Origin of the sequence: Mesorhizobium sp. B3-1-9, from assembly GCF_006439595.1 — a bacterium.
GTDB lineage: Bacteria > Pseudomonadota > Alphaproteobacteria > Rhizobiales > Rhizobiaceae > Mesorhizobium.
Map to the genome: position 1 here is coordinate 181,969 of NZ_VFTJ01000006.1, position 25,789 is coordinate 207,757.

General features: G+C 63.8%; 22 protein-coding genes. 13 read left to right on the forward strand and 9 right to left on the reverse strand.

What is annotated here, in order from left to right; all coding sequences use genetic code 11:
* Positions 1 to 5 precede the first annotated feature (5 nt).
* The gene (gene dgcA, locus FJW07_RS13455) at positions 6 to 989 is read left to right on the forward strand and encodes an N-acetyl-D-Glu racemase DgcA (RefSeq protein WP_140856916.1); all 984 of its coding nucleotides are present in this window, start codon (positions 6 to 8) and stop codon (positions 987 to 989) included.
* Here the strand turns inward: dgcA and FJW07_RS13460 are convergent.
* Both FJW07_RS13460 and FJW07_RS13465 read right to left on the reverse strand, forming a co-directional pair.
* Positions 960 to 2,174, reverse strand: a complete 1,215-nt coding sequence (locus FJW07_RS13460) for an MFS transporter (RefSeq protein ID WP_140856918.1) — start codon at positions 2,172 to 2,174, stop codon at positions 960 to 962. The genes dgcA and FJW07_RS13460 overlap by 30 nt on opposite strands.
* A gap of 199 nt (positions 2,175 to 2,373) precedes the next feature.
* On the reverse strand, positions 2,374 to 3,204 hold the full coding sequence (locus FJW07_RS13465; RefSeq protein WP_140648087.1) for a UDP-2,3-diacylglucosamine diphosphatase: 831 nt from the start codon (positions 3,202 to 3,204) through the stop codon (positions 2,374 to 2,376).
* A gap of 119 nt (positions 3,205 to 3,323) precedes the next feature.
* Between FJW07_RS13465 and FJW07_RS13470 the strand changes: the two genes are divergently transcribed.
* From FJW07_RS13470 to FJW07_RS13480, 3 genes are all read left to right on the forward strand, one after another.
* Positions 3,324 to 4,103 (forward strand): SDR family oxidoreductase, encoded by a 780-nt coding sequence (locus FJW07_RS13470; RefSeq protein WP_140856919.1) that lies wholly within the window; start codon positions 3,324 to 3,326, stop codon positions 4,101 to 4,103.
* Between the two features lie 162 nt (positions 4,104 to 4,265).
* Positions 4,266 to 6,590 (forward strand): NADP-dependent malic enzyme, encoded by a 2,325-nt coding sequence (locus tag FJW07_RS13475; protein WP_140856921.1) that lies wholly within the window; start codon positions 4,266 to 4,268, stop codon positions 6,588 to 6,590.
* A gap of 239 nt (positions 6,591 to 6,829) precedes the next feature.
* Positions 6,830 to 8,032, forward strand: a complete 1,203-nt coding sequence (locus FJW07_RS13480) for a DUF2865 domain-containing protein (protein WP_246680754.1) — start codon at positions 6,830 to 6,832, stop codon at positions 8,030 to 8,032.
* Here the strand turns inward: FJW07_RS13480 and gltX are convergent.
* Positions 7,950 to 9,323, reverse strand: coding sequence for a glutamate--tRNA ligase (gltX, locus tag FJW07_RS13485; protein WP_140856925.1), 1,374 nt, complete (start codon positions 9,321 to 9,323; stop codon positions 7,950 to 7,952). The genes FJW07_RS13480 and gltX overlap by 83 nt on opposite strands.
* Positions 9,324 to 10,036: 713 nt before the next feature.
* Here gltX and FJW07_RS13490 point away from each other — a divergent pair.
* The 4 genes from FJW07_RS13490 to FJW07_RS13505 all read left to right on the forward strand — a co-directional run bounded on the left by FJW07_RS13490 (position 10,037) and on the right by FJW07_RS13505 (position 15,254).
* Entirely contained in the window at positions 10,037 to 13,813 is a 3,777-nt protein-coding gene (locus FJW07_RS13490; RefSeq protein ID WP_140708631.1) for a vitamin B12-dependent ribonucleotide reductase, read from the forward strand.
* A 136-nt stretch (positions 13,814 to 13,949) separates the two neighbouring features.
* Entirely contained in the window at positions 13,950 to 14,444 is a 495-nt protein-coding gene (locus FJW07_RS13495) for a hypothetical protein (protein WP_140856927.1), read from the forward strand.
* Positions 14,445 to 14,465: 21 nt separating this feature from the next.
* On the forward strand, positions 14,466 to 14,849 hold the full coding sequence (locus FJW07_RS13500) for a hypothetical protein (protein WP_140856929.1): 384 nt from the start codon (positions 14,466 to 14,468) through the stop codon (positions 14,847 to 14,849).
* A gap of 33 nt (positions 14,850 to 14,882) precedes the next feature.
* Positions 14,883 to 15,254 (forward strand): VOC family protein, encoded by a 372-nt coding sequence (locus FJW07_RS13505; protein WP_140856931.1) that lies wholly within the window; start codon positions 14,883 to 14,885, stop codon positions 15,252 to 15,254.
* A 279-nt stretch (positions 15,255 to 15,533) separates the two neighbouring features.
* Here FJW07_RS13505 and FJW07_RS13510 read toward each other — a convergent pair whose 3' ends face one another.
* The 3 genes from FJW07_RS13510 to FJW07_RS13520 form a co-directional block, all read right to left on the reverse strand.
* Positions 15,534 to 16,652, reverse strand: a complete 1,119-nt coding sequence (locus FJW07_RS13510) for a GH25 family lysozyme (protein ID WP_140856933.1) — start codon at positions 16,650 to 16,652, stop codon at positions 15,534 to 15,536.
* Positions 16,653 to 16,805: 153 nt separating this feature from the next.
* Positions 16,806 to 17,591: a phosphodiester glycosidase family protein gene (locus FJW07_RS13515; protein WP_140856935.1), complete on the reverse strand. Its 786-nt coding sequence runs from the start codon at positions 17,589 to 17,591 to the stop codon at positions 16,806 to 16,808.
* A gap of 148 nt (positions 17,592 to 17,739) precedes the next feature.
* Positions 17,740 to 18,612 carry an undecaprenyl-diphosphate phosphatase gene (locus FJW07_RS13520; protein WP_140856937.1) on the reverse strand — a complete coding sequence of 291 codons (873 nt, stop codon included), beginning with the start codon at positions 18,610 to 18,612 and terminating at the stop codon, positions 17,740 to 17,742.
* Between the two features lie 205 nt (positions 18,613 to 18,817).
* Here FJW07_RS13520 and FJW07_RS13525 point away from each other — a divergent pair, with 205 nt between their 5' ends.
* Positions 18,818 to 19,747 (forward strand): hypothetical protein, encoded by a 930-nt coding sequence (locus FJW07_RS13525; protein ID WP_140856939.1) that lies wholly within the window; start codon positions 18,818 to 18,820, stop codon positions 19,745 to 19,747.
* A 20-nt stretch (positions 19,748 to 19,767) separates the two neighbouring features.
* Here FJW07_RS13525 and FJW07_RS13530 read toward each other — a convergent pair whose 3' ends face one another.
* From FJW07_RS13530 to FJW07_RS13540, 3 genes are all read right to left on the reverse strand, one after another.
* Positions 19,768 to 19,980: a hypothetical protein gene (locus FJW07_RS13530; protein WP_140647475.1), complete on the reverse strand. Its 213-nt coding sequence runs from the start codon at positions 19,978 to 19,980 to the stop codon at positions 19,768 to 19,770.
* Between the two features lie 129 nt (positions 19,981 to 20,109).
* Positions 20,110 to 20,505, reverse strand: a complete 396-nt coding sequence (locus FJW07_RS13535; protein ID WP_140659981.1) for a GFA family protein — start codon at positions 20,503 to 20,505, stop codon at positions 20,110 to 20,112.
* A gap of 117 nt (positions 20,506 to 20,622) precedes the next feature.
* Positions 20,623 to 20,871, reverse strand: coding sequence for a ParB N-terminal domain-containing protein (locus FJW07_RS13540; RefSeq protein WP_140856941.1), 249 nt, complete (start codon positions 20,869 to 20,871; stop codon positions 20,623 to 20,625).
* A gap of 147 nt (positions 20,872 to 21,018) precedes the next feature.
* Here FJW07_RS13540 and FJW07_RS13545 point away from each other — a divergent pair, with 147 nt between their 5' ends.
* The 4 genes from FJW07_RS13545 (at position 21,019) to FJW07_RS13565 (ending at position 25,788) form a co-directional block, all read left to right on the forward strand.
* Entirely contained in the window at positions 21,019 to 22,659 is a 1,641-nt protein-coding gene (locus FJW07_RS13545; RefSeq protein WP_140856943.1) for a N,N-dimethylformamidase beta subunit family domain-containing protein, read from the forward strand.
* Between the two features lies 1 nt (position 22,660).
* Complete coding sequence (locus FJW07_RS13550; protein ID WP_140856945.1) at positions 22,661 to 24,043, forward strand: aspartate aminotransferase family protein; 1,383 nt, start codon at positions 22,661 to 22,663, stop codon at positions 24,041 to 24,043.
* Positions 24,044 to 24,265: 222 nt separating this feature from the next.
* Positions 24,266 to 24,757 (forward strand): GNAT family N-acetyltransferase, encoded by a 492-nt coding sequence (locus FJW07_RS13560; protein WP_140856947.1) that lies wholly within the window; start codon positions 24,266 to 24,268, stop codon positions 24,755 to 24,757.
* A 2-nt stretch (positions 24,758 to 24,759) separates the two neighbouring features.
* Positions 24,760 to 25,788: a histone deacetylase family protein gene (locus FJW07_RS13565; RefSeq protein WP_140783329.1), complete on the forward strand. Its 1,029-nt coding sequence runs from the start codon at positions 24,760 to 24,762 to the stop codon at positions 25,786 to 25,788.
* The last annotated feature ends 1 nt before the right edge of the window (position 25,789 follow it).

The following is a 25,789-nucleotide window of genomic DNA, read 5'->3' on the forward strand; positions in this document are numbered from 1 at the left end:
AAATTATGGCGCGTGTCATTTCGGTCGAAATGGAGCGATTTCCGATCGCCGGCACCTTCACCATCTCGCGCGGATCCAAAACCGAGGCCGAAGTCATCACCGTAACGATCGCTGACGGGGGACGTTCCGGCCGTGGCGAATGCGTGCCCTACAAGCGCTACGGCGAGACCATGGAGGGGGTGCGCGCGGCCATCGAGGCGATGCACGATCCGATCGTCGCTGGCATCGACCGGACCGCCCTGCTTGCGGCCATGCCCGCGGGCGCGGCGCGGAACGCCATCGACTGCGCCCTATGGGACCTGGAAGCCAAGCTGACCGGCACGCCGGTGGCGGCGGCAATCGGGGCCCTTCCTGCCGAGCCGCTGGAAACCGCCTACACCCTGTCGCTCGCCACACCGGAGGCCATGGCCGCGCAGGCGCGCGCCAACGCCACGCGGCCCTTGCTCAAGGTCAAGATCGGCGGCGACAATGATATGGCCAGAATCCGTGCGGTGACGGAAGCCGCTCCCGAAAGCCGCATCATCCTGGATGCCAATGAGGGTTGGACCGACGAAAATGTCGAGGCGAACCTCGCTTTCGCCGCGCAGCACGGCATAGCGCTGGTCGAGCAGCCGCTGCCGGCGGGCAAGGACGACATCCTGCGCCGGATCGCACATCCGGTGCCGGTCTGCGCCGACGAAAGCGTTCATGCGGCGAAAGACCTAGATGCGCTGGTCGGCCTCTACGACGCCGTCAACATCAAGCTCGACAAATCAGGCGGCCTGACGGAGGCGTTGAAGCTGCGCGACCGCGCGCGCGACCTTGGCTTCGGCATCATGGTGGGTTGCATGGTCGGCACCTCGCTCGCCATGGCGCCGGCGGTGCTCCTGGCGCAGGACGCGGACTTCGTCGACCTCGACGGCCCGCTGCTGCTTGCGCGCGATCGCGAGCCCGGCCTTGTCTACCGGGGATCGCTGGTTTCACCCCCTGAGCGGGTGCTTTGGGGCTGAGCGGGAAGCGAGGCCTATCAGCACCATGCCGATGATCGCGATCGGGATCATCGCCAGGAAACCGTCGACGCCAAGCCGCTCATAAAGGGGGCCGGAAGCGAGCGTCACCGCCGCCATGAAGAAGCCGTTGAAGAAATAGGCGATGCCTTGCGCAGCGCCCGTCCGCTCTTCGGAGACCGTCTCGCCAATCATCTTCTGCAGGCCGATCAGCACCATCGCCACCGACACCGAATGCAGCGTCTGGACAAGGAAGAAGCCGGCGACGCCCAGGCCGAGCGGCCAGACCAGCGGAAAGGCGATCCAGCGCACGATCGAACCGATACCGGCGATCACCATCACCCTGACAACCGAGATGGATGCAAAAATACGGTTGAAAAACAGGAACATGCAGACTTCGGAGACCACGCCCCAAGCCCATAGCAGGCCAACGACGGAATCGCCGATGCCGATCGATTTCCAATAGATCGAGACGAAGCCGTAGAGGAAGGCGTGGCTGGCGGTGATGATGCCGACGCCAAGCGTGAAATAGAGGAAATAGGCGTTGAACAGGCTCGGCGCCTTATGCTGGATCTCGGTTGCCGAAAGCGGCGAAGCCTTGCGTGGCCGCCCCATGCGCGGCGCCGCCAATGCCGCGACCAGGGCCGCGCCGAGGGCAAAGAAGATGATGACCGGAACCGCCCGCGGACCCGTGGCTGCCAGGATGAAGCCACCCACGACATTGGCGCCGAGATACGAGATCGAGCCCCATTTGCGCATCGCCGTGTAATTCGAGCCGAAGCGCCGCACGCCTGACAGCGCCAGCGAATCGGCCATCGGCGAATGCGGCGTCCAGACGATCGTCAGCAAAAGCGAGACGGCGAGCACTATGGCGTAGGTGGCCGGCAGGAAATAGCCGGCGGAGACGACCATCGAGCCGGCGACCAATGCGATATAGACATTGGCGCGGTCATTCGCGCGGTCGGCGAACGCGGTCAGCACCGGCGTCGTCACGACACGCAGGAACATTGGCGCCGCCAGGATGACCGCGATCTGCTCGGCATGAAAACCTTTCGCCTGCAGCCAGAGCGGAAAATAAGGCAGATGGGTGCCCTGCGACACGAACAAGGTCGCGAAGATCAGGCTCATGCGCAGTTCGAAATGGCTTGGCTTGACAAGTTGTTCTGGCGATAGCGGCGGCAGCGACATGAATCGATCCAATTTCGCTGCATACGACACCCATGCAACGTGTCTCGATCCCTAACATGCAGCAAAGCGCGGCGGAACTGGCTGGATCAATCGATCAAGAGCAAAGCTGTTGACGGACGGGGCCCGGGAGTGAGCGCCGCGCGCGCCCCATGTCAGCGCGACCAGGGAAGCAGGCGGAACCGCGAAAAGGCAGCTGCATTCAAGCCGCCTGAGCCGCCCTGCCTTTCAGGTCGATGATGTCGACCGGCACCAGCACGTCGCTGCCTGCCGTGGTCTCAGGTAGGACATGCGCCCAAGTCAGGATCTCCATGCGGCCATCGAAATGCTCGACCACCGCCGTGCAGCTTTCCACCCAGTCGCCGGTGTTGATGTATTGCACGTCGCCATAGCTTTCGATCGCCGCGTGATGGATGTGGCCGCAGATCACGCCGTCGACATGCGAGCGCCGTGCCTCTTCTGAAAGCACGGTCTGGAACGAGCCGATGAAGTTCACCGCCTTCTTGACCTTGACCTTCGCCCATGACGAGAACGACCAGTAAGGCAGGCCGAGCAGGTGGCGCAGCTTGGTCACCACCCGATTGATCACCATCGCCGTGTCATAGGCATAGTCGCCGAGATAGGCGAGCCAGCGCTGGTTGTGCACCACCGTGTCGAACTGGTCGCCGTGGATAACCAGCAGGCGCCGGCCGTCGGCGGTCTCATGGATGGCGCGGTCGGCGACGACGATTCCGCCGAAATGCACACCCTGGAACTGGCGGGCGAATTCGTCGTGATTGCCGGCGATATAGGTGATCGAGGCGCCCTTGCGCGCCTTGCGCAGCAGCTTCTGCACCACGTCGTTGTGGCTCTGCGGCCAGTGCCAGCTGCGCCGCAGCCGCCAGCCGTCGACGATATCGCCGACCAGATAGATGATTTCGGCGTCGTGATAGCGCAGGAAGTCGATCAGGAAATCGGCCTTGGCCGCTTTCGAGCCGAGATGCACGTCGGAAATGAACAGGGCGCGGAAAGTGCGGGGCTCTGGGTCTGACATGACGATTTTACCCTTTGCTTTCGCGTGCCTATGCCCCGATTCATGCAACAACCGTATGACGGTTGCGGTTGGTCCAGCCCAGGCGCTAGCTTGCGCAAGTCAATCAGGAGAAAACCGTCATGGATCTCGGCATTCGCGGAAAGAAGGCCATCGTCTGCGCCTCGAGCAAGGGACTGGGGCGCGGCTGCGCCATTGCACTTGCCGAAGCCGGCGTCGATCTCGTCGTCAACGGCCGCAACGCCGAACTCTTGGCCAAGACCGCCAAGGACATCCGCGACTGGTTCGGCGTCAAGGTCATCGAAGTTGCCGGCGACGTGTCGAAGCCGGACGTGCAGAAAGCGATACTCGCCGCCTGCCCCGATCCCGACATCCTCGTCAACAACAATGGCGGCCCGCCGCTGCGCGATTTTCGCGAGCTCGACCGCGCAAAGATCCTCGAGGGCGTTACGCAGAACATGGTCACGCCGATCGAACTCGTCCAGGCGGTGATCGACGGCATGGCCAAGCGCGGCTTCGGCCGCATCGTCAACATCACCTCGCTGTCGGTCTATGTGCCGATCCCCGGCCTCGACCTGTCGTCCGGCGCGCGCGCCGGCCTGACCTCGTTCCTCGCCGGCGTGGCGCGCACGGTGATCGACCGCAACGTCACCATCAACAGCCTCTTGCCCGGCAAGCTCGATACCGACCGGCTGCGCGGCCCGCATGAGGCCGGCACCGAGGAAGATCCGGCCGCGGCCGCCGCGCGCAAGGCCCGCATCAGCGCCGACGTGCCGGCAAAACGTCTCGGCACGCCGGAGGAATTCGGTCAGATCTGCGCCTTCCTCTGCTCCGTCCATGCCGGCTACCTCACCGGCCAGAACATCCCGGTCGACGGCGGTCTCTACGTCAGCGCGTTTTGACCGCCGCCAATCCAATACGCCTGAGGCTTCCGAGCCAACCGTCTGGAATCGGTTGATTATTTTTGCTCCGGCATTGTGAAGGCCGGGGTCCGCGATTTGCCGTCGCGAAGACTCGCCGGCGCATGCTAAAAGGCTCCAAATCACGAACAGAGGGAGGGCCGGATGGACGGCGAGAGCAAGAAAACGGCCCGGTCGGACCTCGACGAGGCCGCCCTCTTCTTCCACAAGCATCCGACACCGGGAAAGCTCGAAATCCAGGCGACGAAGCCGCTCGGCAACCAGCGGGATCTGGCGCTTGCCTATTCGCCGGGCGTCGCCGCGCCCTGCCTCGAGATCCGCGACGACCCGGCAACCGCCGCCGACTATACCGCCCGCGCCAACCTCGTCGGCGTCGTTTCCAATGGCTCCGCCGTGCTTGGGCTCGGCAATATCGGTCCGCTCGCCTCCAAGCCGGTGATGGAAGGCAAGGCGGTGCTGTTCAAGAAATTCGCCGGCATCGACGTCTTCGACATCGAGATCGATGCGCCGGAGATCGACCGCATGGTCGAGACCGTCGCGGCGCTCGAACCGACCTTCGGCGGCATCAACCTCGAGGACATCAAGGCGCCTGAATGTTTCGAGGTCGAGGAGCGGCTGAAAGCCCGCATGGGCATCCCGGTCTTCCACGACGACCAGCACGGCACCGCGATCATCGTTGCAGCCGCGGTGCTCAACGGGCTGGAATTGGCCGGCAAGGCAATCTCCGACATCAAGATCGTCACGTCCGGAGCGGGTGCCGCGGCGCTCGCCTGTCTCAACCTTTTGGTCTCGCTCGGCGCCAGGGTCGAAAACATCTGGGTCACCGACCGTTTCGGCGTCGCCCACAAGGGCCGCGTCGAGGAGATGGATCGCTGGAAAGACCCGTATGTGAAGGATACCGAGGCGCGCACGCTGGCCGACGTCATCCCCGGCGCCGACGTCTTCCTCGGCCTTTCCGCCGCCGGCGTGCTGAAGCCGGAACTGCTGCAGCATATGGCGCCGAAGCCGCTGATCCTGGCTTTGGCCAACCCTAATCCCGAGATCATGCCGGAAGCGGCAAGAGCCGCGCGGCCGGACGCCATGATCTGCACCGGGCGCTCGGATTTTCCCAATCAAGTCAACAACGTGCTCTGCTTTCCTTACATCTTCCGCGGCGCGCTCGATTGCGGCGCCAGCGCCATCAACGAGGAGATGAAGATGGCGGCGGTCCGCGCCATCGCCGCCCTTGCGCGCGAGGAGCCATCGGATGTCGCGGCGCGCGCCTATTCCGGCGAGACGCCGATGTTCGGTCCCGATTTCCTGATCCCCTCGCCCTTCGACCCGCGCCTTATCCTGCGCATCGCGCCGGCGGTGGCCAAGGCTGCCTGCGACACCGGCGTCGCGACGCGGCCGATCGCCGACTTCGCCGCCTATATCGACAAGCTCAACCGCTTCGTCTTCCGCTCCGGCCTGGTGATGAAGCCGGTGTTCTCCTCCGCCAAGGCTTCGAGCGCCAAGCGCGTCATCTATGCCGACGGCGAGGACGAGCGCGTGCTGCGCGCCGCGCAGGTGGTGCTGGAGGAAGGCATCGCCGAACCGACCTTGATCGGCCGCCCGCATGTGGTGGAGGTCAGGCTGAAGCGCTACGGCCTGCGCATCCGGCCGGGCGTCGATTTCGCCCTGATCAACCCGGAGGACGATCCGCGCTATCGCCACTATGTCGACCTCCTGATCGAGCTGGCCGGCCGGCGCGGCGTGACGACGGAAGCCGCCCGCACCATGGTGCGTACCGACAACACGGTGATCGCGGCCCTGGCGCTGAAGCGCGGCGACGCGGACGCGATGGTCTGCGGCCTCGAAGGCCGCTTCGAGCGGCATCTGCGCAATGTCACGCTGATCATTGGGCCGCGCGCCGGCATCAAGGATCATGACCTGTCGACGCTGTCGATGCTGATCTCGCAGCGCGGCATCATCTTCCTCACCGACACACATGTCTCGGTCGACCCGACCGCGGAGGAGATCGCCGAAATGACGGTGCTGGCGGCGGAGGAAATCCAGCGCTTCGGCATCGAGCCGAAGGCAGCGCTTCTGTCGCATTCGGATTTCGGCTCGCGCGATTCCCCGAGCGCGCTGAAGATGCGCCGCGCGGCGGAAATCCTCGGCCGCATCGCGCCCGGCTTGCAGTGCGACGGCGAAATGCACGCCGATACAGCACTTTCGGAACATCTGCGCCAGCGCGTCTATCCGCATTCCAGGCTGAAGGGCGAAGCCAATCTGCTGGTTTTCCCGAACCTCGATTCGGCCAACATCACGCTGACGGCGCTGCGCGCCATGATGGACGCGCTGCATGTCGGGCCGATCCTGCTCGGCACGGACAAGCCCGCGCATATATTGACGCCGTCGGTGACGTCGCGCGGCGTCGTCAACATGACCGCGCTAGCCGTGGTCGAGGCAGCGCACAAGGCGCAGGCGCTCGTCGACTTGAACTGAGGTGGCGCGACAAAGCGCAATTGTGCCGGGTCGCAGACAAGAGCAATTCCAGGAAAAGCGTGAGCGGTTGGGCTCGGCGACTCCGTAGCCTTCCGTCGGAATTGCGTAAAAACAAAGAAATAGGGCGTTTCGCCGTTTCCGTGAAACGGTGAAACGCATAGCGAACAGTTAACCACGAACGCGATAGTCTTCCGGCCACGGGAAATCGGGATTCCAGGCGAATGAAGGGGCTGAAGCTGATGCATCTTGCGACGCTGCTTGCAGCGCTTGCAGGCTCAGCTGTCGCCGTCGCAGAATCCCAGGCGGCCTCTCGCATATGCAGGCAGCTCGAAGCCGAACTCGCCGCGACACGCGGTGGCGGCGGAGGGCCGGGCATCGTGCGCAAATATGATGATGCCATCCAGCGCCAGCGCGAGCAGCTTGCCAAGGCCCGCAGCCGGGCGGGCGACGCCAATTGCGGCTTCACGCTGTTTTCGCGCAATGTCAGCCAATGCGCGGCGATCAATGCCTCGATCCAGCGCATGAACGCCAACCTCGACACGTTGCAGGCCAAGCGCGAGCGGCTGGCCGCCGGCGGCACGCGGCGCGACCGCAGCCGCATCCTGGCGGCGCTCGACGCCAATGACTGCCGCGATGACGAGATCGCGCCGCGCCGCGCCCCGCTTCGGGAGGCGGCCCGCGACAATGGCGGCGGCAATCTGTTCGAGCAGCTTTTCGGCCGCCAGGACCAGCAGCTCGAAACGCCCGATGCCCCCGATATGCCGGACTCGGAGGTGCCTTCCGATGATCCCGGCGAGCGCAACATCCGCCGCGTCATCAACCAGCCGGACGGCATGGACCTGCCGCGACTGGGCGGCGAGTTCCACACCATGTGCGTGCGCACCTGCGACGGCTATTTCTTCCCGATGTCGAACGCGGCTTCCATCGGCGACTTCGAGCGCGACCAGAAGAATTGCGAATCGAGCTGCCCGGGCACCGAAATGCAGGTCTTCTATTCGCGTGGAATGGACGACGACTCTGGCTCGATGACTTCGTCGGCGACCGGTCAACCCTACAGCGAGCTGCCGACCGCCTATCTCTACAAGCAGGCCAATTATTCACGGCCGCCGACCTGCGGCTGCAACGCGCAGGCCGGCAACTTCACGATCATCGGCGGCAACCCGCCCAATCCCGAACAGTCGCAGCCCGACGGCGAGGCAGCGCCCTTCATTCCCGTGCCGGCGTCCAAGCCGGATCCCGGCGCCGATCCGGAAACGCTCGCCAATGCCGAGGGCGGGCTGGACCAGGCTGCGATGACGCGGCTGACCACCAAGGTGCCGGTGTCGCCGGTCTCGGCGCTGCCGCCGGATCAGCGCAAGGTCAGGGTCGTCGGGCCAGCGTTCCTTCCCGACCCATCAGCGGCAATAGATCTGAAAGCTCCGGCCCCGAAGTCCGCCCGGTAAGGGCGAGCCTCAGCGGCATGAACAGCGGCTTGCCCTTGCGCCCCGTTGCTTCCCTGATCTTGCCGGTCCAGTCCTTCCACACCGTGCCGTTCCACGGTTCCTCCGGCAAAAGCTCGAAAGCCTGATTGAGGAAATCACGGTCCTCGCCGGAAAACTCGGCCGGCTCCTGCGGGCCCTCGCTCAGGATTCGCCACCAGGCGACCGCGTCCGACAGGCGGTCGAGATTGCCGCGCACGGCCATCCAGAACGGCTCGGCCTTGTCGCCGGAAATGCCCAGCACCATCAGCCGGTCGCGCGCCTCCTCGAAAGGCATATGATGGATCAGCGTGCGGTTGAGCACGAAGAGCTCGTCCGGGTCGAATTTGGAGGCGGACTTGGACGTCGCCGCCGGGTCGAAATGGCCGGCAAGCTCGTTGAGGTCATGCGCGGCGGTGACATTTTCCGACGTGCCGACCAGCACCGCCAGCGAAGCCACCGCCATCGGCTCGATGCCGTCCTCGCGCAGGCTTTCGATCGACAGCGCGCCGGTGCGCTTCGACAGCCCCTCGCCCGACACAGTAGTGAGCAGATTGTGGTGGCCGAAGACCGGCGGCTCGGCGCCGAGCGCCTTGAAGATGGCGATCTGCACGCCGGTGTTGGTGACGTGGTCGTCGCCGCGAATGACGTGGCTGACGCCCATATCGATGTCGTCGACCACCGAAGGCAGCGTATAAAGGTAAGTGCCATCCTCGCGAACCAGGACGGGATCCGACAGCGAGGCGAGGTCGACGGTCTCCTCGCCGCGCACCAGGTCATTCCAATGCACGTCGGTGCGCTCCGGCTGCAGCGGATCGCCGATGAAGTTGGGCAACAGGAAACGCCAATGCGGCCGGCGGCCATCCGACTGGTATTCGGCCACCTGCTCCGGCGTCAGCGTCAGCGCCTCGCGGCCATAGACCGGCGGCAGGCCGCGCGTGCGGCGCACCTTGCGGCGCAGATCGAGTTCTTCAGGCGTTTCGTAGCAGGCATAGAGCACCCGCGCCGCCTTCAGCCGCTCGACCGCAGCGTCATAAATCTCGAAGCGACGCGACTGGTATTCGGTGACATCCGGGAAGATGCCCAGCCAATGCAGGTCGTACAGGATGGAATCGGCATATTCCTGCTTCGAGCGGGCAATGTCGGTGTCGTCGAAGCGCTGGATGAAACGGCCCTTGTTGTTCATGGCGAAAAGCCAATTGAACAGCGCGGTGCGCGCATTGCCGATATGGATGCGGCCGGTCGGCGATGGGGCAAAACGTACAGTAACTGTCATGAGCGGGGCGTAGCGGATGCTTTTGGTGTTGACAAGGCGCGCCCCCGCGCGAACGCAACAGATAGTGCAAGCCAGCTAAAATGAAAAGCCGACGGCCCGACACGGCTTCGCGGCAGACTGATAAACCGCGTCAAGTGCCTGCGAACCCAAGCTTCCTATGTCCCCGTTATCCACATATGTGACACACAAGATGTTGGGGTCACAAAAGCTACAAAAACGAATCCTTGACGGGTCGGAACGAGTCGCTTTTTATAGGCCATGCGCTCCTGTTGCGGGCGCGACCGGAGAGTTTCGAGCCCGGTCTTTTTTCCCGGATTTTGTGCGTTTTGCCCGGATTTCCGCCTGTTCACGAGGCCGGCGGAAGCGTGGGGATCTTTAGAGCTTGGGTGGGCGAAAGGGAGAATTGTCGGTCTGGAAAAAATGATCTGTTAACACTATATTTAGTGTTTGCAGGCAGGCTCGACGCTAGATAGTGTGAACCTCCCTCTACGGAGGGAATCGACAAAAGTTTCAGTTTAGGGACCCGCGAGGGTCGGCCTGCAGCCCGGGCGGATGCTTGGGAAAGCGTCTTGCTGTCTGCGTGCCGGCACTTGCGACGAGGAGAGTGTCGGCGTCGCCCGCGATGCCGGCAAACGGCGGACTGCGCTTTTCGCCATGTGGGGCAGCAATCCCTGGGGAAAAGCGCTATATATAGACACAAAGGAACGGGACCAATGCGCATCGAGCGTCGCTTCACCAAGCCAGATCAGTCTGCCTATGCGGAGATCGAATTCCGCAAGGCTTTGTCGGAGATCAAGAATCCCGACGGCTCGGTGGTGTTCCGCCTCGATAACATCGATGTGCCAGCGCAGTTCAGCCAGGTCGCGGCCGACATCCTGGCGCAGAAATATTTCCGCAAGGCCGGCGTGCCGGCGCGCCTGAAGAAGGTCGAGGAGAACGACGTCCCCTCTTTCCTGTGGCGTTCGGTTGCCGACGAGGCTGAGCTCGCCAAGCTGCCCGAGGCTGAGCGCTATGGTTCGGAAACCGACGCCCGCCAGGTCTTCGATCGCCTCGCCGGCACCTGGACCTATTGGGGTTACAAGGGCGGCTACTTCAAATCCGAGGACGACGCGCGCGCCTTCCGCGACGAGCTCGCCTATATGCTCGCCACCCAGCGCGTCGCGCCGAACTCGCCGCAGTGGTTCAACACCGGCCTGCACTGGGCCTACGGCATCGACGGCCCGAGCCAGGGCCACTTCTATGTCGACCCCTTCACCGGCAAGCTGACCAAGTCGAAGTCCTCCTACGAGCATCCGCAGCCGCATGCCTGCTTCATCCAGGGCGTGCAGGACGATCTCGTCAACGAGGGCGGCATCATGGATTTGTGGGTGCGCGAGGCGCGCCTGTTCAAATACGGCTCCGGCACCGGCTCGAACTTCTCGATGTTGCGCGGCGAAGGCGAAAAACTGTCCGGCGGCGGCCGCTCGTCCGGCCTGATGAGCTTCCTCAAGATCGGCGACCGCGCGGCGGGCGCCATCAAGTCGGGCGGCACGACGCGCCGCGCGGCGAAAATGGTCATCGTCGACGCCGACCACCCGGATATCGAGGACTTCATCGACTGGAAGGTCAACGAGGAGCAGAAGGTCGCCTCGCTGGTGACCGGCTCCAAGATCGTCAAGAAGCATCTCGAAGCCATCATGAAGGCCTGCGTCAATTGCGAAGGCCATGACGACGACTGCTTCGATCCGGCTTTGAACACCGCATTGAAGCGCGAGATCAAGGCGGCCAAGAAGGACGCCGTGCCGGAGAACTACATCTACCGCGTCATCCAGTTCGCCCGCCAGGGCTACACCTCGATGTCGTTCAAGACCTACGACACCGACTGGGATTCGGACGCCTATCTCACCGTCTCCGGCCAGAACTCCAACAACTCGGTGTCGCTGAAGGACAATTTCCTGCGCGCCGTCGAGGCCGATGGCGACTGGCAGCTTACCGCCCGCAAGGACGGCAAGGTGCTGAAGACGCTGAAGGCGCGGGATCTGTGGGAAAAGATCGGCTACGCCGCCTGGGCTTCCGCCGATCCGGGCCTGCATTTCAACACGACGATGAACGACTGGCACACCTGCGCTTCCGCCGGTGCGATCCGGGCCTCCAACCCGTGCTCGGAATACATGTTCCTCGACGACACGGCCTGCAACCTCGCCTCGATCAACCTTTTGCCCTACCGCCGCGAAGACGGCACGATCGACATCGCCGCCTACGAGCACACCGTTCGCCTGTGGACCGTCGTGCTCGAAATCTCGGTGATGATGGCGCAGTTTCCGTCCAAGGAGATCGCCAAGCTCTCCTACGACTACCGCACGCTCGGCCTCGGCTACGCCAATATCGGCGGCCTGCTGATGACCTCGGGCATCCCTTACGACTCCGACGAGGGCCGCGCCATCTGCGCAGCGCTCACCGCCATCATGACCGGCGTTGCCTATTCGACTTCGGCCGAGATGGCCGCCGAGCTCGGCGCCTTCCCGGACTATGACCGCAACGCACAGAACATGCTGCGCGTCATGCGCAATCACCGCCGCGCCGCCTACGGCGACAAGGACGGCTACGAGAAGCTCGCCGTCAACCCGGTGCCGCTGGTCGCCGCCGACCTGAAGCAGCAGGCTTTGGCCGAGCATGCCCGCGCTGCCTGGGACCGCGCCATCGAACTCGGCGAGGAGCATGGCTACCGCAACGCGCAGGCGACCGTGATCGCGCCGACCGGCACGATCGGTCTGGTCATGGATTGCGACACCACCGGCATCGAGCCCGACTTCGCGCTGGTGAAGTTCAAGAAGCTCGCCGGCGGCGGCTATTTCAAGATCATCAACCGCGCCGTGCCGGAAGCGCTCAGGACGCTGGGCTACTCCGAAAGCCAGATCGCCGAGATCGAGGCCTACGCGGTCGGCCACGGCAACCTCAACCAGGCGCCCGGCATCAACCCGTCCTCGCTCAAGGCCAAGGGCTTCAGCGACGAGAAGATCGCGGCGCTGAATGCCGCGCTGAAGTCGGCCTTCGACATCAAGTTCGTGTTCAACCAGTGGACGCTCGGCGCTGACTGGGTGAAGGAGACGCTCGGCTTCACCGACGAGCAGCTCGGCGACATCTCCTTCGAGATGCTGCCGGCTCTCGGCTTCTCGAAGAAGGACATCGACGCCGCCAACATCCATGTCTGCGGTGCCATGACGCTCGAAGGCGCGCCCTTCCTCAAGGCCGAGCATCTGCCGGTGTTCGATTGCGCCAGCCCCTGCGGCAAGATCGGCAAGCGCTCGCTCTCGATCAACAGCCACATCCTGATGATGGCGGCCGCGCAGCCCTTCATCTCGGGCGCCATTTCCAAGACCATCAACATGCCGAACGAGGCGACGGTCGAGGACGCCAAGAACGCCTATATGCTGTCGTGGAAGCTGGCGCTGAAGGCGAACGCGCTTTATCGCGATGGCTCGAAGCTGTCGCAGCCGCTCAATGCCTCGCTGCTCGCCGACGGCGAGGACGACGAAGACGAGGCGGTCGAGCAGCTGATCGCCGCGCCTGCCGCGCAGCGCGCCGTCCAGGTGACGGAAAAGATCGTCGAGCGCGTCATCGAGCGGCTCTACCGCGACCGCGAAAAACTGCCGAACCGCCGCAAGGGCTACACGCAGAAGGCCGTCGTCGGCGGCCACAAGGTGTATCTCCGCACCGGCGAGTTCGACGACGGCCGCCTGGGCGAGATCTTCATCGACATGCACAAGGAAGGCGCCGCCTTCCGCGCCATGATGAACAACTTCGCCATCGCCATCTCGCTCGGCCTGCAATATGGCGTGCCGCTCGATGAATATGTCGAGGCCTTCACCTTCACCAAGTTCGAGCCGGCCGGCATGGTGCAGGGCAACGACGCCATCAAGAACGCGACGTCGATCCTCGACTATGTGTTCCGCGAGCTTGCCGTCTCCTATCTCGGCCGCCACGACCTCGCCCATGTCGACCAGTCGGACTTCGACAAGACCGCGCTCGGCCGCGGCATCACCGAAGGCAAGGCGACGCCCTTCTCCAAGGGCCTCTATCGCGGCGCCTCGCCGGTGAAGCTGGTGTCAGCTGCTGGCTCAGACCCGAAGGGTTTCGGCGGCTCGGGGCCGTCGACCGCCCCTGCCCGCGCGGCGCCCACCGCCTTCTCAGGCTCCAACGTGCTGGCGCTGAAGCCGGCCAGCGACGAGGCCATCGCCTACAAGCGCGACTATGAGGAGCGCGCCAGGGAACTGGCCGAGGATATGGTGGAAGAGGAAGCCGAGGCCGCCGGCGGCGCGGAAGCCCTCTTCACCGACGCTGCCGCCAACGAGGCCGCCGAGGCGAAGAAGCTCGCCGCGACAAGGCGCCAGCAATCGCTGCTCCAGGGCTACACCGGCAACGAATGCTCCGAGTGTCACAACTTCACCATGGTGCGGAACGGCACCTGCGAGAAGTGCGATACGTGTGGTTCCACGAGCGGGTGCAGCTGAGACAGGGGCCACCACCATGGCGCCTCGGGAACGTCCCAGCTTTCGATTGATTGAGGGCGGCAACCAAAGGTCCTCCAAGTGGTTGTCGCCTCCGTCGACAACCATCGGAAGGTCGCCTCTGGAGATGGACCGGATCATGGCCTACAGGGTCGCGACCGGTGACGTTCGAAAACATTTGCAGGCAGGCAGGCGACAGCCAATTTTGGACCTATGGTGGCACGTTCATGGAGAGGTACCGCCGGTGCCCGGCGTATCTGCTTCCAGCATTGGCAGCTCCCAAGGAACGCCCGGCTTGGCCGGCGCGCATGCTTGTTTTCGAGGTCTGATGCGGCCTGCCGGGGAAGACGACCGCGGCTTCGATTTCGCGGCATTTATAACCAAACCGGCGACGGGATTTAGGTATGAGCCGTCTATGGCCTGCCCAATCAGGCAGTACCAGATTCCGGGCGACCTGGTGTTTGTGATCTACGCTCGCCTTGATTTTCCAGAGGGCCGAAGGCATAATCCAGTAGATGGCAAGCCGCCGGTCACTGAAGGCGTGATCATGCTTTGGCAGTTCGTTGAGTGCGATCCCAAAGACCCCATGCTGCCAATCGATCATCAATTGCGGTTTCGTCGAAGACTGTGGTAAAGCAGGGTTAACGCGATGGGCATGTCGGCCACGCCCTTGGATATTTACAAGCCAAAGGCTCTATACTACGAAGACGCTGACTCGCTTGAGTATGTCAGAGTTGATGTACCCTCTGTCTACAGGCGTATCGACGAATTCCTCACTTTGATACTTGATCTTGAGACCAGAGAGCCCATCGGATTCAAGATAAAAGGCTTTAAAAACTTTTATCTGCGGACAATACGGCCGAACTCGCGGAACGCGGAAGCTCCATTCCTTCGATTAATAACTGTCGTTGAGAGCTTGATGACTGAGCTGGGCGCCGGAATATTTTCCGAAACACCACGCCGTGATGCCTATAAGACGGCCGCTGATATCGCAAGCGAGGATCAGGTGATCTTGTCCGACCTACCAAAGGCCGCATAAGAAGGTCGCCACAGCCAAGCTGTCCCACACATCATGATCGACCACATCACCATCGAAGTGAGCGACCTCGACAAGAGCAAGCTCTTCTACGAACAGGCTTTTGCGCCTCTGGGCTACAGCCTGTCCTTCGGCAAGGAAGGCGTCTTCTGGGCCTTCAGTATCGGCAATGGCTGCCTGTTCGAGATCCAGCGCACGGGCGAGAAGCCGCCGCTCACCCATCTGCATGTCGCCTTCCGGGTGAAGAGCAAGGCCGAGGTCGACGTGTTCCATCGCGCGGCGATCGAGGCGGGCGCCGCGGACAAGGGCGCGCCCGGTCCGCGCCCGGACTATGGCCCGAATTACTACGCTTGCTTCGTGCTCGATCCCGATGGTTACAACATCGAGGCGATGATCAACGAGGCGTAGTGTGGCGGCGGCCCTCCGCTTCGTCATTCCAGGGCGGAGCAAGGAGCGCAGCGACACGCGCAGACCCTGGAATCCATGCCGTTACATCAACACGTTGCAACGGTTCAGAATTCTGCGCCGTTGCGCCCTACGATAAAGGTCACGGCATGGATCCTCGGGTCTGCGCGCGTCGCTTCGCTCCTTGCTCCGCCCGTGGATGACGAAGGCGTGCGATGCCCGATTCTTCAACGGAGCGGCCTTCCCTGGAGCACTCCTCTCCGGCCGACTCCAGAAAAAATCCTAATCCGCGTCGGCCACCATCTGCCCGCCGCCCAGCCAGGCGCGCCACTGGCGCTCGTCGCCATGGAACACGTTGAGGTCGATGCGGCCGCTGACACCATGCGACAGGCCGGAGCCCGAATACTGCCAGAACAGCCACCTGCGGCCCGGATAGACTTTTGAAGGGTGCGCCGCCACCGCGCGCAGCCAGAAGGGATAATCCTGGAAGGCGCCGCGCAGGTTGTCGCGATAGAAGTCGGGGCTGGTGTAGATGATGGGCCGCTGGCCGTAGTGGCGTTCCAGTTTGTCCATGAACACCTGCATTTTTTCCAGCACCTTTTCGCGCGATGGCCGGCGCTTGCAGGAGGAATCGCCGTTCCACTCGACGTCGATGACCGGGGGCAGCGCGCCATCGACTTTCGGCACGTTGCGGATGAACCAGTCGGCCTGCTCGCCGGCGGTGCGGCACCAGTAGAAGAAATGATAGGCGCCGCGCTTAAGCCCGGCGGCATCGGCGTTGCGCCAGTTCTTCATGAACATCGGGTCGAGATGGTCGCCGCCGTCGGTCGCCTTGATATAAGCGAAGTTGGCGCCCTGGGCGCGCAGCTTCTGCCAGTTGATGTTGCCCTGCCAGCGCGAGACATCGACGCCGTGAACGGCCAGATGGCGAGGTGAAGAGCGGCCGAAATTGATCGGCTTGGCGTCGCGGAACGCATAACGGGTGACCGGGCCGGCGAGCATAGCGGGCGCGGCACGCGACAGCCGCTTCGGCGGCGAGACGAGCGCTGCCTCCTGCACCGGCGGCTCGACGCTGTCCGGCAATTCGGTCGCGGGAAAATTCACCGTCTCCTCCTCGGCAAGGCCGAAGGGGCGAGTGTCCTCGTCGCCGGGGCTCGCGTTACCCTCGTCGAGCAACGGCGCCGGCGGCTTGATGCGCGCGGCGCCCGACATCGACGCGGTCTCGACGGTTCTTTCGGTGACCGCGGTCCTCGCGCCCTTCGACACCGGCGCGCTCGGCCGCACGACCGAGCTCGTCGTCTCGTTGGACGGCATCTGCAAGGCATCGACGCCCGACGTCGACGAGCAGCCGGCAAGGCATAGCGATGCGAGCACGAAACTGACGACGCCAAAAATCCGCATCTTGACCTGTACGCAAAAACAAAACAGACCGAAGGCAGGAACAGCGCCGCCGGAACCCCCATTCCTAATGAGAAATTACCAACAAAGTTTGAATCAAAATTTACCTTTGGCGCGACCGGATGATTCGGAGCAGCGCCGAAGGGAGCTTCTTGGCTAGCGCCTGAACACGCCGATCATCGGACCGAGATTCCAGAAATCGTCGTTGCGGCCGATCGCGGGCGCATAGAGGCTCGAGATCGAGCCGTCGAGGAAGAGCGCGTTCGGGCAGCCGAGTTGGTCGCGGAAAAGCCGCGCGAATTCGTGAAAGGTCACGACACCGTCCGAGATCGCGAAGACCGCGACCCCGTCGGCGCGCACGCCAACGCCGTCGCGGATCTTGCGCGAGGTGCCGTCGTAACGGAATTTCGGATGCAGCTTGCCGTCGATGACCAGCATCGGCCCGGACTGCGTCGCGTAATCCACGCGCGGCGGACGCTTGAGGTAATCCTTGGTCGCGCGAACGCCGGCCTTGCCGGCGCTGAGATAGAAGATGCCGTTGGGCTGCATGGAGAAATTGCCGGACCCCGATCCGGTCTTCGCCGACGTGATCTGCTCGCCGCGTTCGACATAGAGCCCGACCGGCGCGAGGTTCGGATGATACATGCCCGCATTGATGCCGAAAAGCAGGGTGCGCCCGGTCGCTTGCTGCGCGCTGCGCAGATTGTGCAGCGACCGGTAGAAATCGCCGTCCTTGTTCTTCCAGAACAGCTCGATGGAAAAATGCTCCGGATCGGCTTCGCAGACCAGATAGGCCGCGTTCTCGAAGGTCTGGTCGCGGCAGGGCGGCAGCGCCGCCAGCCATTGGCCAAGGCCCATGCCGGCGCCGATTGCCGCCGGCGCCGCCGATTTCACCAGCGTCGCCAGCAACGGCACGGATTGCAGCAGAGTCACAAGATCCATCAGCGCACCCGAGCGTCGGCGTCGATACAGCGGATTGGGTCGAGACCTCTAATGCATGTCGCGCAAAAGTGGCCTCGGTTTTGCGACAACGACATGCATCAAGCAACGACCTAAAGCGTCGCGTGAATCCGTTTCGACGCGACGCGCTTTAGACAAGCCAGCCAGTGGCGACCCCGATCAGCAGCACCACGCCGAGCAGGCCGCGATAGATGACGAACGGCCAGGCGGAGAAGCGCTCGAGCACCCGCATCAGCCCCCATATCGCGAAGAAGGCCGAGATCGAGGCGACGACAAGGCCGACGGCCAGGATCGACCAGCCATGCGCGTCGAGATGCACTTTGTGTAGTTCATAGAGCTCCTTGAGGCCGGCCAGCGCGATGGCCGGCAAGCCGAGCAGGAACGACAGGCGCGCCGCCTCCGGCCGGGCAAAGCCCAGCCCCATCGCCGCCGTCAGCGTCGAGCCCGAGCGCGAGACGCCGGGAATGAGCGCGCCGACCTGGGCGATGCCCACCAGCAGCGCGTCGAGGATCGATGCCTGGCGCAGCACGAGCTTGTGGCTGGCGAAGATTTCGGCGAGCGCCAAAAGGATCGCCATGGCGATGCAGGCCCAGCCGATGACGGCGAGCCCGCGCAAGGGCGAATTGCAGGCGTTGAGCACGCCGGAAAGGGCAAGGCCCGCAATGACGATCGGAACGGTCGCAAGCACGATGCTGATCGCGAGGCGGAAATAGCGGTCGCCGAAATCGCGGCGCGAGATCGCCGACAGCGATCCGAACAGCACGTCCCTGACATCGCTCCAGAAATAGCTGATCACCGCCGCCAGCGCCGCCAGCTGCATGGCGGCGGAGAAGGCCGAGCCGGGGTCCTGCCAGCCCAGCACGGCCGGCACGATGCGCATGTGCGCCGTGGATGAGATCGGCAGCAATTCGGTGATGCCTTGCACGATGCCGAGGAACGCCACCTTGGCGTAACCCAGGCCGACAAAGCCGGTATCCAGTCCTTGCGTGCAGACGTCGGTCATCCCGGTCCTTTCCCCGTGCCCCGGCCGTCATCCGGGGCAAAAAGTGAATCGTCATCGAAAGCCCATCGGGGACAGGCTTAGCCTCACGACAGCGTGATTCCAACTCACGGATTTGTAAGGTGCCGCTAATCCTGCTTGACAACAGGCGACAGCATATTATTCTCCACTAATCTTACACTGTAAGGCAAATCGGAGGAGCATCCCCATGTCGACCGCCGCCCTCTCGGAACTGCAGCCAGTCGTGCCGCCGCAAACGCACGTCCCGGACATCGCGATCGAGCCGGTGTCGCGCGATTTCAGCCGCGCCATCGAACGCGCCGAAGTTGCTGCCTGGCTCGACCTTTACGAGGCGGCGCCCGTCGATTTCGCGGCACGGCAAGGCTTGTCGATCGCCAAGGACGGCGACCTTGTCTGGACCACCTGCACGACGATCCCTTTCATCCATTTCAACTGCGTGAAGAATATCGGCGTCGATGGCCCGGCGACGGAAGAACAGGTCGATGCGCTGCTCGCGCACTACCGCGCGGCCGGCATCGTGCGGCCGTGGTTCTATACCAATCCGCACACCGAGCCGTCGCGGCTGAGATGCTGGCTGGAAGCGCGCGGGATGCAGCAGCAAAGCGGCTGGGAGCGCATCTATCGCGACGCGACGCCGCTGCCGGACGAACCGCTTTTCCCGGGCGACCCGCTGATCCCGGTCGACGATCTGGCGATCGAGGAGATCACACCCAAGACAGCTTCGGAATGGGCTTCTTTCATCGATGCCAAATACAGGCTTCCCACCTCGCCCTGGCTCACGGCGCTTGTCGGTCGTAAGGGCTGGCGTCATTACATGCTGAAACGCAAGGGCGCGGTCGCCGCCGTGCGCTCGCTGTTCATCTCAGACGGCGCCGCCTGGAGCGGCATCGACGCCCCAGTGCCGGGAATCATGGCGCCGAGCTTCGATCTTGATGCCATGCTCGGCGAAAGGCTGGTTCGCGACGGCATCGCCGCCGGCGCGAAACTGTTTGTCGCCGACATCGAGGCGCCGCGCCCCGACCGCGATGGACCGGCCTATCGCAACTACGACCGGCTCGGCTTCAGGCTCGCCTATTTGCGCAGCCACTACAGTTACTTGCCCGCGAATTCGAGCTGACCATTTTCTGCGGAGTTGCCTCAACGGTACAACCACTGCTTCAGGCAGCTTCTTGCCACAACATGCGCTGGCGGCACCGAAGCCTGGTCGATGCGAGAATCCTCGCCCGCCCTGTCGCGAGCCTTTTCCAGAAGCAGGCGAAGCTCGGCGGGGCGCACGCGGTCGCGCGCCATCACGAGCTGGACCATCGGGTCGTTCAAAAGCTCGTCCAGGGTGTTGATGCTCTCGCTCATCCGTCGCCTCCTCGATGCCTTCCCGCATGGCGCTTAGATAGGCAGCCAATGATGGCCCGCCAATGACGCTTTGCCGGCTATCTCGTGAATCCAAGATGAAATTTTTGTGCAGGCCTGCGTCGCGATGACTCAGGCCGGCGGCGCGCCTTCATGTTGCGGCAGGCCATCGTCAAGCATCAGCCAGGGCTGCTTCGAAGCAGTCCAGAAATGCATGTCGGGCTTGAACAGCGATGGATCGTCGAGCGAGCCGGACGTGACGCCGAGAATGCCCCTGGAGTCGCGGCGCGAAAACATCGTCGTGCCGCACACCGGACAGAAGCCGCGCTGGAGGTCGGGCGTGGAATTGATCGTCGCCACCGGCCCCTCGATCGTCACATCGTCGATGCGGAACAGAAGCCGCGCGTTGAATGCGGCGCCGATCGCCTTCTGGCAGATCCGGCAATGGCAAACCCGTTCGTTGACCGGCTCGGCATCGGCCCGATACCGCACCGCGCCGCACAAGCAACCGCCCTCATACTTCGCCATGATAAGCATCCTGTTCGCGAGTATCGGAACGCTCTAGCCGCCGGCATGGCGGCGTCAATCAAAAAGCTTTGATGGGACGCGATCGCTAACGGTGATAGGCCAGCCCCGGACGAGAGATCAATGGCGCTTGGCCTGGACGAGATAGGCGTCGATCACGGTCTCGCCGAGCCATTTCGCGGCTTCGAGCCTATGCAGCCCCTCGACCAGAATGTGGCGCTTGCCGTCGTGCCGCACCTGTATCGGCGTCTTCATGCCGTTTTCGAGAATATCCTCGGCGAGATGGCGCACCGTCTCGGGATGCAGCGTCTTGCGCCGCGCCGTCGGCACGTAGATGTCGTCGACCTTGACCTTTTGCACACGCAGCATGTCGGCTCCTCGGCGGAGAATGTCGCCTCAGCATGAATAGTTGGTTTGCCGGCGGCGGCCAAGCGCGAGCCCGCTGGCCCGATGCTTTCCATTTGACGCTTGGCCAGCCGATGGTCTCAATGACGGCCTCGTGATCTCAGGTGTTCCTTGACGCAACTGCCCAGTGAATTCCCCGATTTCGGGCTGACGCCCGAGCAGCGCCGCGAGGCGGTGCGCGGCCACTATTACGAATGGCCGGGAATGGATGGCTCGAGCGGCGAGATCTGGTGCTACAGCGACCGGTTTTCCTATCGCCCCGGCGAGCTAGTCACGCTCTTCGTCAGCGCGTCGGCGCCGCAATTCAGCCTTGCCGTCGTTCGCGACGGCGACCGCGAAACAATAGTCTTCGAGGGAGCGGGGCTGTCGGCGCGCTGGCAGGACACGCCCGACCAATGCTCTGTCGACGGCTGCGGCTGGGAGGCCTCGTTCGAATTCCGTGTCGGCGACGATTGGCCGTCAGGCGCCTATCGCGTGACGCTCTCGGCCGAGGGCCGTGGCGGCAAGCCGATCCACAGCCAACATCTCTTAATCGTCACACCCCTGCCCGGACGCAAGCCCGGTCGCCTGCTGCAGGTCGCCGCCACCGGCACGTGGCTCGCCTACAACACATGGGGCGGCTCGAACCACTATCAGGGCATCACCGGCGCGAACCGCGACCAATACGCGACGATGGTGTCGACGCAGCGTCCCTGGTGCCGCGGCTTCATCGTGCTGCCCAAGGATGCGCCGCGCGTGCCGCTCGAAGTCGCGGTGCCGCCGAAGGCCGTGCCGCGTTACCCGCATATGGAATGGGCTTTCGCCACCGGACATTCGAAGAAATACGCCTCTTCCGGCTGGGCGAGCTATGACAGCCATTTCTTCCGCTTCGCCGAGCGCGCCGGCTATGCGGTCGACCTTGCCAGCCAGCACGACTTGCATTTCTTACCCGAAATCCTCGATGGTTATGACTGCGTCGTCTTCGTCGGCCATGACGAATACTGGACCTGGGAGATGCGAGACGCGGTCGACACCTATGTGACCAGCGGCGGGCATGCGGCGCGCTTCGCCGGCAATTTCATGTGGCAGACGCGGCTGGAGGACGAGGGCCGCCGCCAGGTTTGCTATAAATACAAGGCGCGCGCGCAAGATCCCGCCTATCGCGGCGGCGATGTCACCCGCGCCACCAATTCCTGGGAAGCGCCCGAGATCGGCCGTCCGGGCAGCGCCACCTTCGGCCTCAATGCGACGCGGGGCGTCTATGCCGGCTGGGGCGGCTGCGCGCCGCGCGGCGTGCGCGGCTTTCCCGTCTACCGTCCGGAGCATTGGGCCTTCGCCGGCACCGGCGTCTATTATGGCGACCTGCTCGGCGCCGACAGCCATGTCTATGGCTATGAGGTCGACGGTCTCGATTTCGAGATCCGCGGCGGCCTGCCCTACCCGACTGAAACCAGCGGCGCGCCGGATGGCTTGCAGGTGCTGGCTGTCGGCATGGCGAGCCAAGTCGAGGAGAGCGCCGACATCCCAATCGAGGACCAGTTCCTCACCGACGAAGATGGGCGCTTCACCGCCGAAACCTTGTTCGGCGAGGCCAGCGACGCCAATCTCGACAAGGTCAAGCGCGGCAACGGCATGATCGTCAATTTCCCGCGCGGCAAGGGCGAGGTGTTTCACGCCGGAAGCTGCGAATGGGTCGCCGGCCTGCTGAGGCAGGACGCGATGATCGAACGCGTGACCAAAAATGTTCTCGACCGCTATCTCGGAAAGTCCTGACATGTCGAAGCTGCAAGCCAAGTCCTCGCCCGAAATCGAAACGCGGCCGCCATCGCATCTGTTCTATCTGTCCAGCTTGCGCCGGCCGCTCGTCGACCGCGCCGAGGGCATCTATTTCTGGACGCAGGATGGGCGCCGCTTCATCGACGGCTCGAGCGGGCCGATGGTCGCCAATATCGGCCATTCCAACCGCAACGTGCTCGACGCCATGAAGCGGCAGATGGACAAGACCACCTTCGCCTACCGGCTGCATTTCGAGAACGAGCCGGCCGAAGAGCTTGCGCGCGCGCTGGCCGGCAAGCTGCCCGAAGGCATGGACCGCATCTTCTTTGTTTCCGGCGGCTCGGAAGCAACCGAATCCTGCATCAAGCTCGCCCGGCAATGGGCGGTCGCCACCGGCCAGCCCAAGCGCTGGAAGGTGATCACCCGCTTCCCGTCCTATCATGGCGGCACGCTGGGCTCGCTTTCCGTCACCGGCGACGATGCGCTCGCCGAAACCTTCACGCCGATGATGAAGGCGATGCCGGCAGTGCCTGCGCCCACAGCCTGGCGCGACCGCGACAATCTCTCGATGGAGCAGCGCGGCCTCCGCTATGCCGACATGCTGGAGGAAAAGATTCTCGCCGAAGGCCCGGAAAGCGTTTTGGCCTTCATCATGGAGCCGATCGGCGGTGCCGCAACCGCTGCCCTGGTCGCGCCCGACAGCTATTATCCGCGCATCCGCGAAATCTGCGACCGCTACGGCATCCTTCTGATCCATGACGAGGTGATGAGCGGCGCCGGCAGGACAGGCAAGTTCCTCGGCGGCGACCACTGGAACTGCAGGCCCGACATCGTCGCTCTTTCGAAGGGCCTGGGCTCAGGCTACGCGCCGCTCGGCGCTCTGGCAGCACCCATGCGCCTGGTCGAGCCGCTGCTTGCCTCGGGCGGCTTCCAGCATGGGCACACCTATGCCGGCAATCCGCTCGCCTGCGCCGCCGGCCTCGCCGTGCTTGGCGAGATGGACCGGCTCGATCTCATCGCCAACGCCGCCGCCATGGGTGACGTGCTGATGGCGGAGTTGAAGGGCTTGCAAAAGCGCTTCCCCTTCATCGCCGACGTGCGCGGCAAGGGCCTGCTCACCGGCGCCGAAATGGTCGCCGATCCAGAGACTTTGAAGCCGATCGACCCGGCCAGCAAGGCGACGCAGCGCCTGCTCGACCACGCCTATGCGCGCGGCCTCATCATCTATGGCCGCAAGGTCAAGGGCGGCGTCGACGGCGACAATTTCATGGTGGCGCCGCCGATGATCATCACGGCCGAGCAGATCGGCGAGATGATCGCCATCATCGGCGACTCGCTGGAGGCGCTGGCGGAGGAACTCGATCTGCCGGTGGAAGGCTGAGGCCGGGCAACGTTTGAGCCATCCTGAAATGTTTGCGATCTCTCGCACCCCCCTCTGGCCTGCCGACCATCCCCCCCGCAAGGGGGGAGATCAGCTGTGTTTTTCGCTTTCGCCATTTTTCAGCGCTGCAGAATTGGCGGCAAGGCCCAAGCTGCCAATCTCCCCCCTTGCGGGGGAGATGTCCGGCAGGACAGAGGGAGGTGCCTCGGCACCGTATTTGTCGTGAGTACAATCACCCTCCGCCCCGGTCGCATCGAGGACGTCGAAACCATCCACGCCGCCTTGCTCCGTCTCGGCACCCATATCGGCGCGCCGGAAGAGATCCAATCGACGCCCGACGACCTTCGCCGCTACGGCTTCGGCGCAAGCCCCGCCTTCTCGACCCTGATCGCCGAGATCGATGGCGAATTCGCTGGGCTTTGCCTGCATTTCCCGATCTTCTCGACCTGGATGGGCCGTCCTGGCGTCTATGTGCAGGACCTATACGTCGAGGATCGCTTCCGCGGCCGCCGGATCGGCGAAAAGCTGCTTCGACGCGTGGCCAAGGAATGCCGCGTGGCGGGCGGGGTCTATTTGAGGCTGTCCGTCGATACCGACAACGAGACCGCCAGGGCCTTCTACGAAAGACTGGGCATCGGCTGGTCGAGCTACGAGCAGGTGCAGAAGATCGTCGGCGATGCCTTTTTCGCCTTTGCCGATATACCGGAGGAATGACGATGAAAACCTTCTACGCCGAAGAGCAGAAACGCCACGACCCCAAGGCTTTCCTCTCCAGCGGCGCACCGCAGCCCAACCCGGAAAGGCCGGAACGGGTCGAGAGATTATTAGCCGGCGCAATATCGGCCGGGCTGACGATCGAGCGTCCAGGGAATCATGGGCTTGGCCCGATAGCGGCGGTGCATACGCCCGAATATCTCGACTTCCTCGAGCACATTTTTCCGCGCTGGCAGCGCATCGAAGGCGCCTCGGCGGAAGTCATCCCGAACATCCACCCGATCGCCCGCAACGGCTCCTATCCGGCCTCGGCTGTCGGCCAGGCCGGCTACCACATGGCCGACACTGCCTGCCCGATCTCGGCCGAGACCTGGAACAGCGCGCTATGGAGCGCCTGGAGCGCGGTGGAGGCCGCTGAAGCGGTGATGGCTGGAGCACCGTCGGCCTATGCGCTGTGCCGTCCGCCGGGCCATCACGCCTTCGCCGATGTCGCCGGCGGCTTCTGCTTCATCAACAATTCGGCCGTCGCGGCACAGGTGCTGCGCAAGAGCGCTGCGCGCGTCGCCATCCTCGATGTCGACCTGCACCACGGCAACGGCACGCAAGGCATCTTCTACGCCCGCCCCGACGTGCTGACCGTCTCGCTGCACGCCGATCCGGTGCGCTTCTACCCGTTCTTCTGGGGGCATGCCGACGAGCGCGGCGAAGGTCCCGGCCTCGGCTACAATCTCAACCTGCCGCTGCCGCGCAAATCCGGCGACGCAGCCTTTCTCGAAGCGCTTGCCGCAGCCTTCCAGCGCATCCGCGCCTTCGCGCCGGAAGCGCTGGTCGTGGCGCTCGGCCTCGACGCATTCGAGGGCGATCCGTTCGGCGGCCTGTCGGTGACGACGCCCGGCTTCTCGCGCATCGGCGAAGCGATAGCCGGACTTGGCCTGCCGACGGTCATCGTCCAGGAAGGCGGCTATCTCTGCGATGCGCTCGGCGACAACCTCACCGCTTTCCTGACCGGCTTCGGCGGCAAGCAGGGTTAGA

Coding starts and splice junctions, on each gene's coding strand:
- dgcA (WP_140856916.1), top strand. CDS start 6: ATGGCGCGTGTCATTTCGGTCGAAATGGAGCGATTTCCGATCGCCGGC.
- FJW07_RS13460 (WP_140856918.1), bottom strand. CDS start 2,174: ATGTCGCTGCCGCCGCTATCGCCAGAACAACTTGTCAAGCCAAGCCAT.
- FJW07_RS13465 (WP_140648087.1), bottom strand. CDS start 3,204: ATGTCAGACCCAGAGCCCCGCACTTTCCGCGCCCTGTTCATTTCCGAC.
- FJW07_RS13470 (WP_140856919.1), top strand. CDS start 3,324: ATGGATCTCGGCATTCGCGGAAAGAAGGCCATCGTCTGCGCCTCGAGC.
- FJW07_RS13475 (WP_140856921.1), top strand. CDS start 4,266: ATGGACGGCGAGAGCAAGAAAACGGCCCGGTCGGACCTCGACGAGGCC.
- FJW07_RS13480 (WP_246680754.1), top strand. CDS start 6,830: ATGCATCTTGCGACGCTGCTTGCAGCGCTTGCAGGCTCAGCTGTCGCC.
- gltX (WP_140856925.1), bottom strand. CDS start 9,323: ATGACAGTTACTGTACGTTTTGCCCCATCGCCGACCGGCCGCATCCAT.
- FJW07_RS13490 (WP_140708631.1), top strand. CDS start 10,037: ATGCGCATCGAGCGTCGCTTCACCAAGCCAGATCAGTCTGCCTATGCG.
- FJW07_RS13495 (WP_140856927.1), top strand. CDS start 13,950: ATGGCCTACAGGGTCGCGACCGGTGACGTTCGAAAACATTTGCAGGCA.
- FJW07_RS13500 (WP_140856929.1), top strand. CDS start 14,466: ATGTCGGCCACGCCCTTGGATATTTACAAGCCAAAGGCTCTATACTAC.
- FJW07_RS13505 (WP_140856931.1), top strand. CDS start 14,883: ATGATCGACCACATCACCATCGAAGTGAGCGACCTCGACAAGAGCAAG.
- FJW07_RS13510 (WP_140856933.1), bottom strand. CDS start 16,652: ATGCGGATTTTTGGCGTCGTCAGTTTCGTGCTCGCATCGCTATGCCTT.
- FJW07_RS13515 (WP_140856935.1), bottom strand. CDS start 17,591: ATGGATCTTGTGACTCTGCTGCAATCCGTGCCGTTGCTGGCGACGCTG.
- FJW07_RS13520 (WP_140856937.1), bottom strand. CDS start 18,612: ATGACCGACGTCTGCACGCAAGGACTGGATACCGGCTTTGTCGGCCTG.
- FJW07_RS13525 (WP_140856939.1), top strand. CDS start 18,818: ATGTCGACCGCCGCCCTCTCGGAACTGCAGCCAGTCGTGCCGCCGCAA.
- FJW07_RS13530 (WP_140647475.1), bottom strand. CDS start 19,980: ATGAGCGAGAGCATCAACACCCTGGACGAGCTTTTGAACGACCCGATG.
- FJW07_RS13535 (WP_140659981.1), bottom strand. CDS start 20,505: ATGGCGAAGTATGAGGGCGGTTGCTTGTGCGGCGCGGTGCGGTATCGG.
- FJW07_RS13540 (WP_140856941.1), bottom strand. CDS start 20,871: ATGCTGCGTGTGCAAAAGGTCAAGGTCGACGACATCTACGTGCCGACG.
- FJW07_RS13550 (WP_140856945.1), top strand. CDS start 22,661: ATGTCGAAGCTGCAAGCCAAGTCCTCGCCCGAAATCGAAACGCGGCCG.
- FJW07_RS13565 (WP_140783329.1), top strand. CDS start 24,760: ATGAAAACCTTCTACGCCGAAGAGCAGAAACGCCACGACCCCAAGGCT.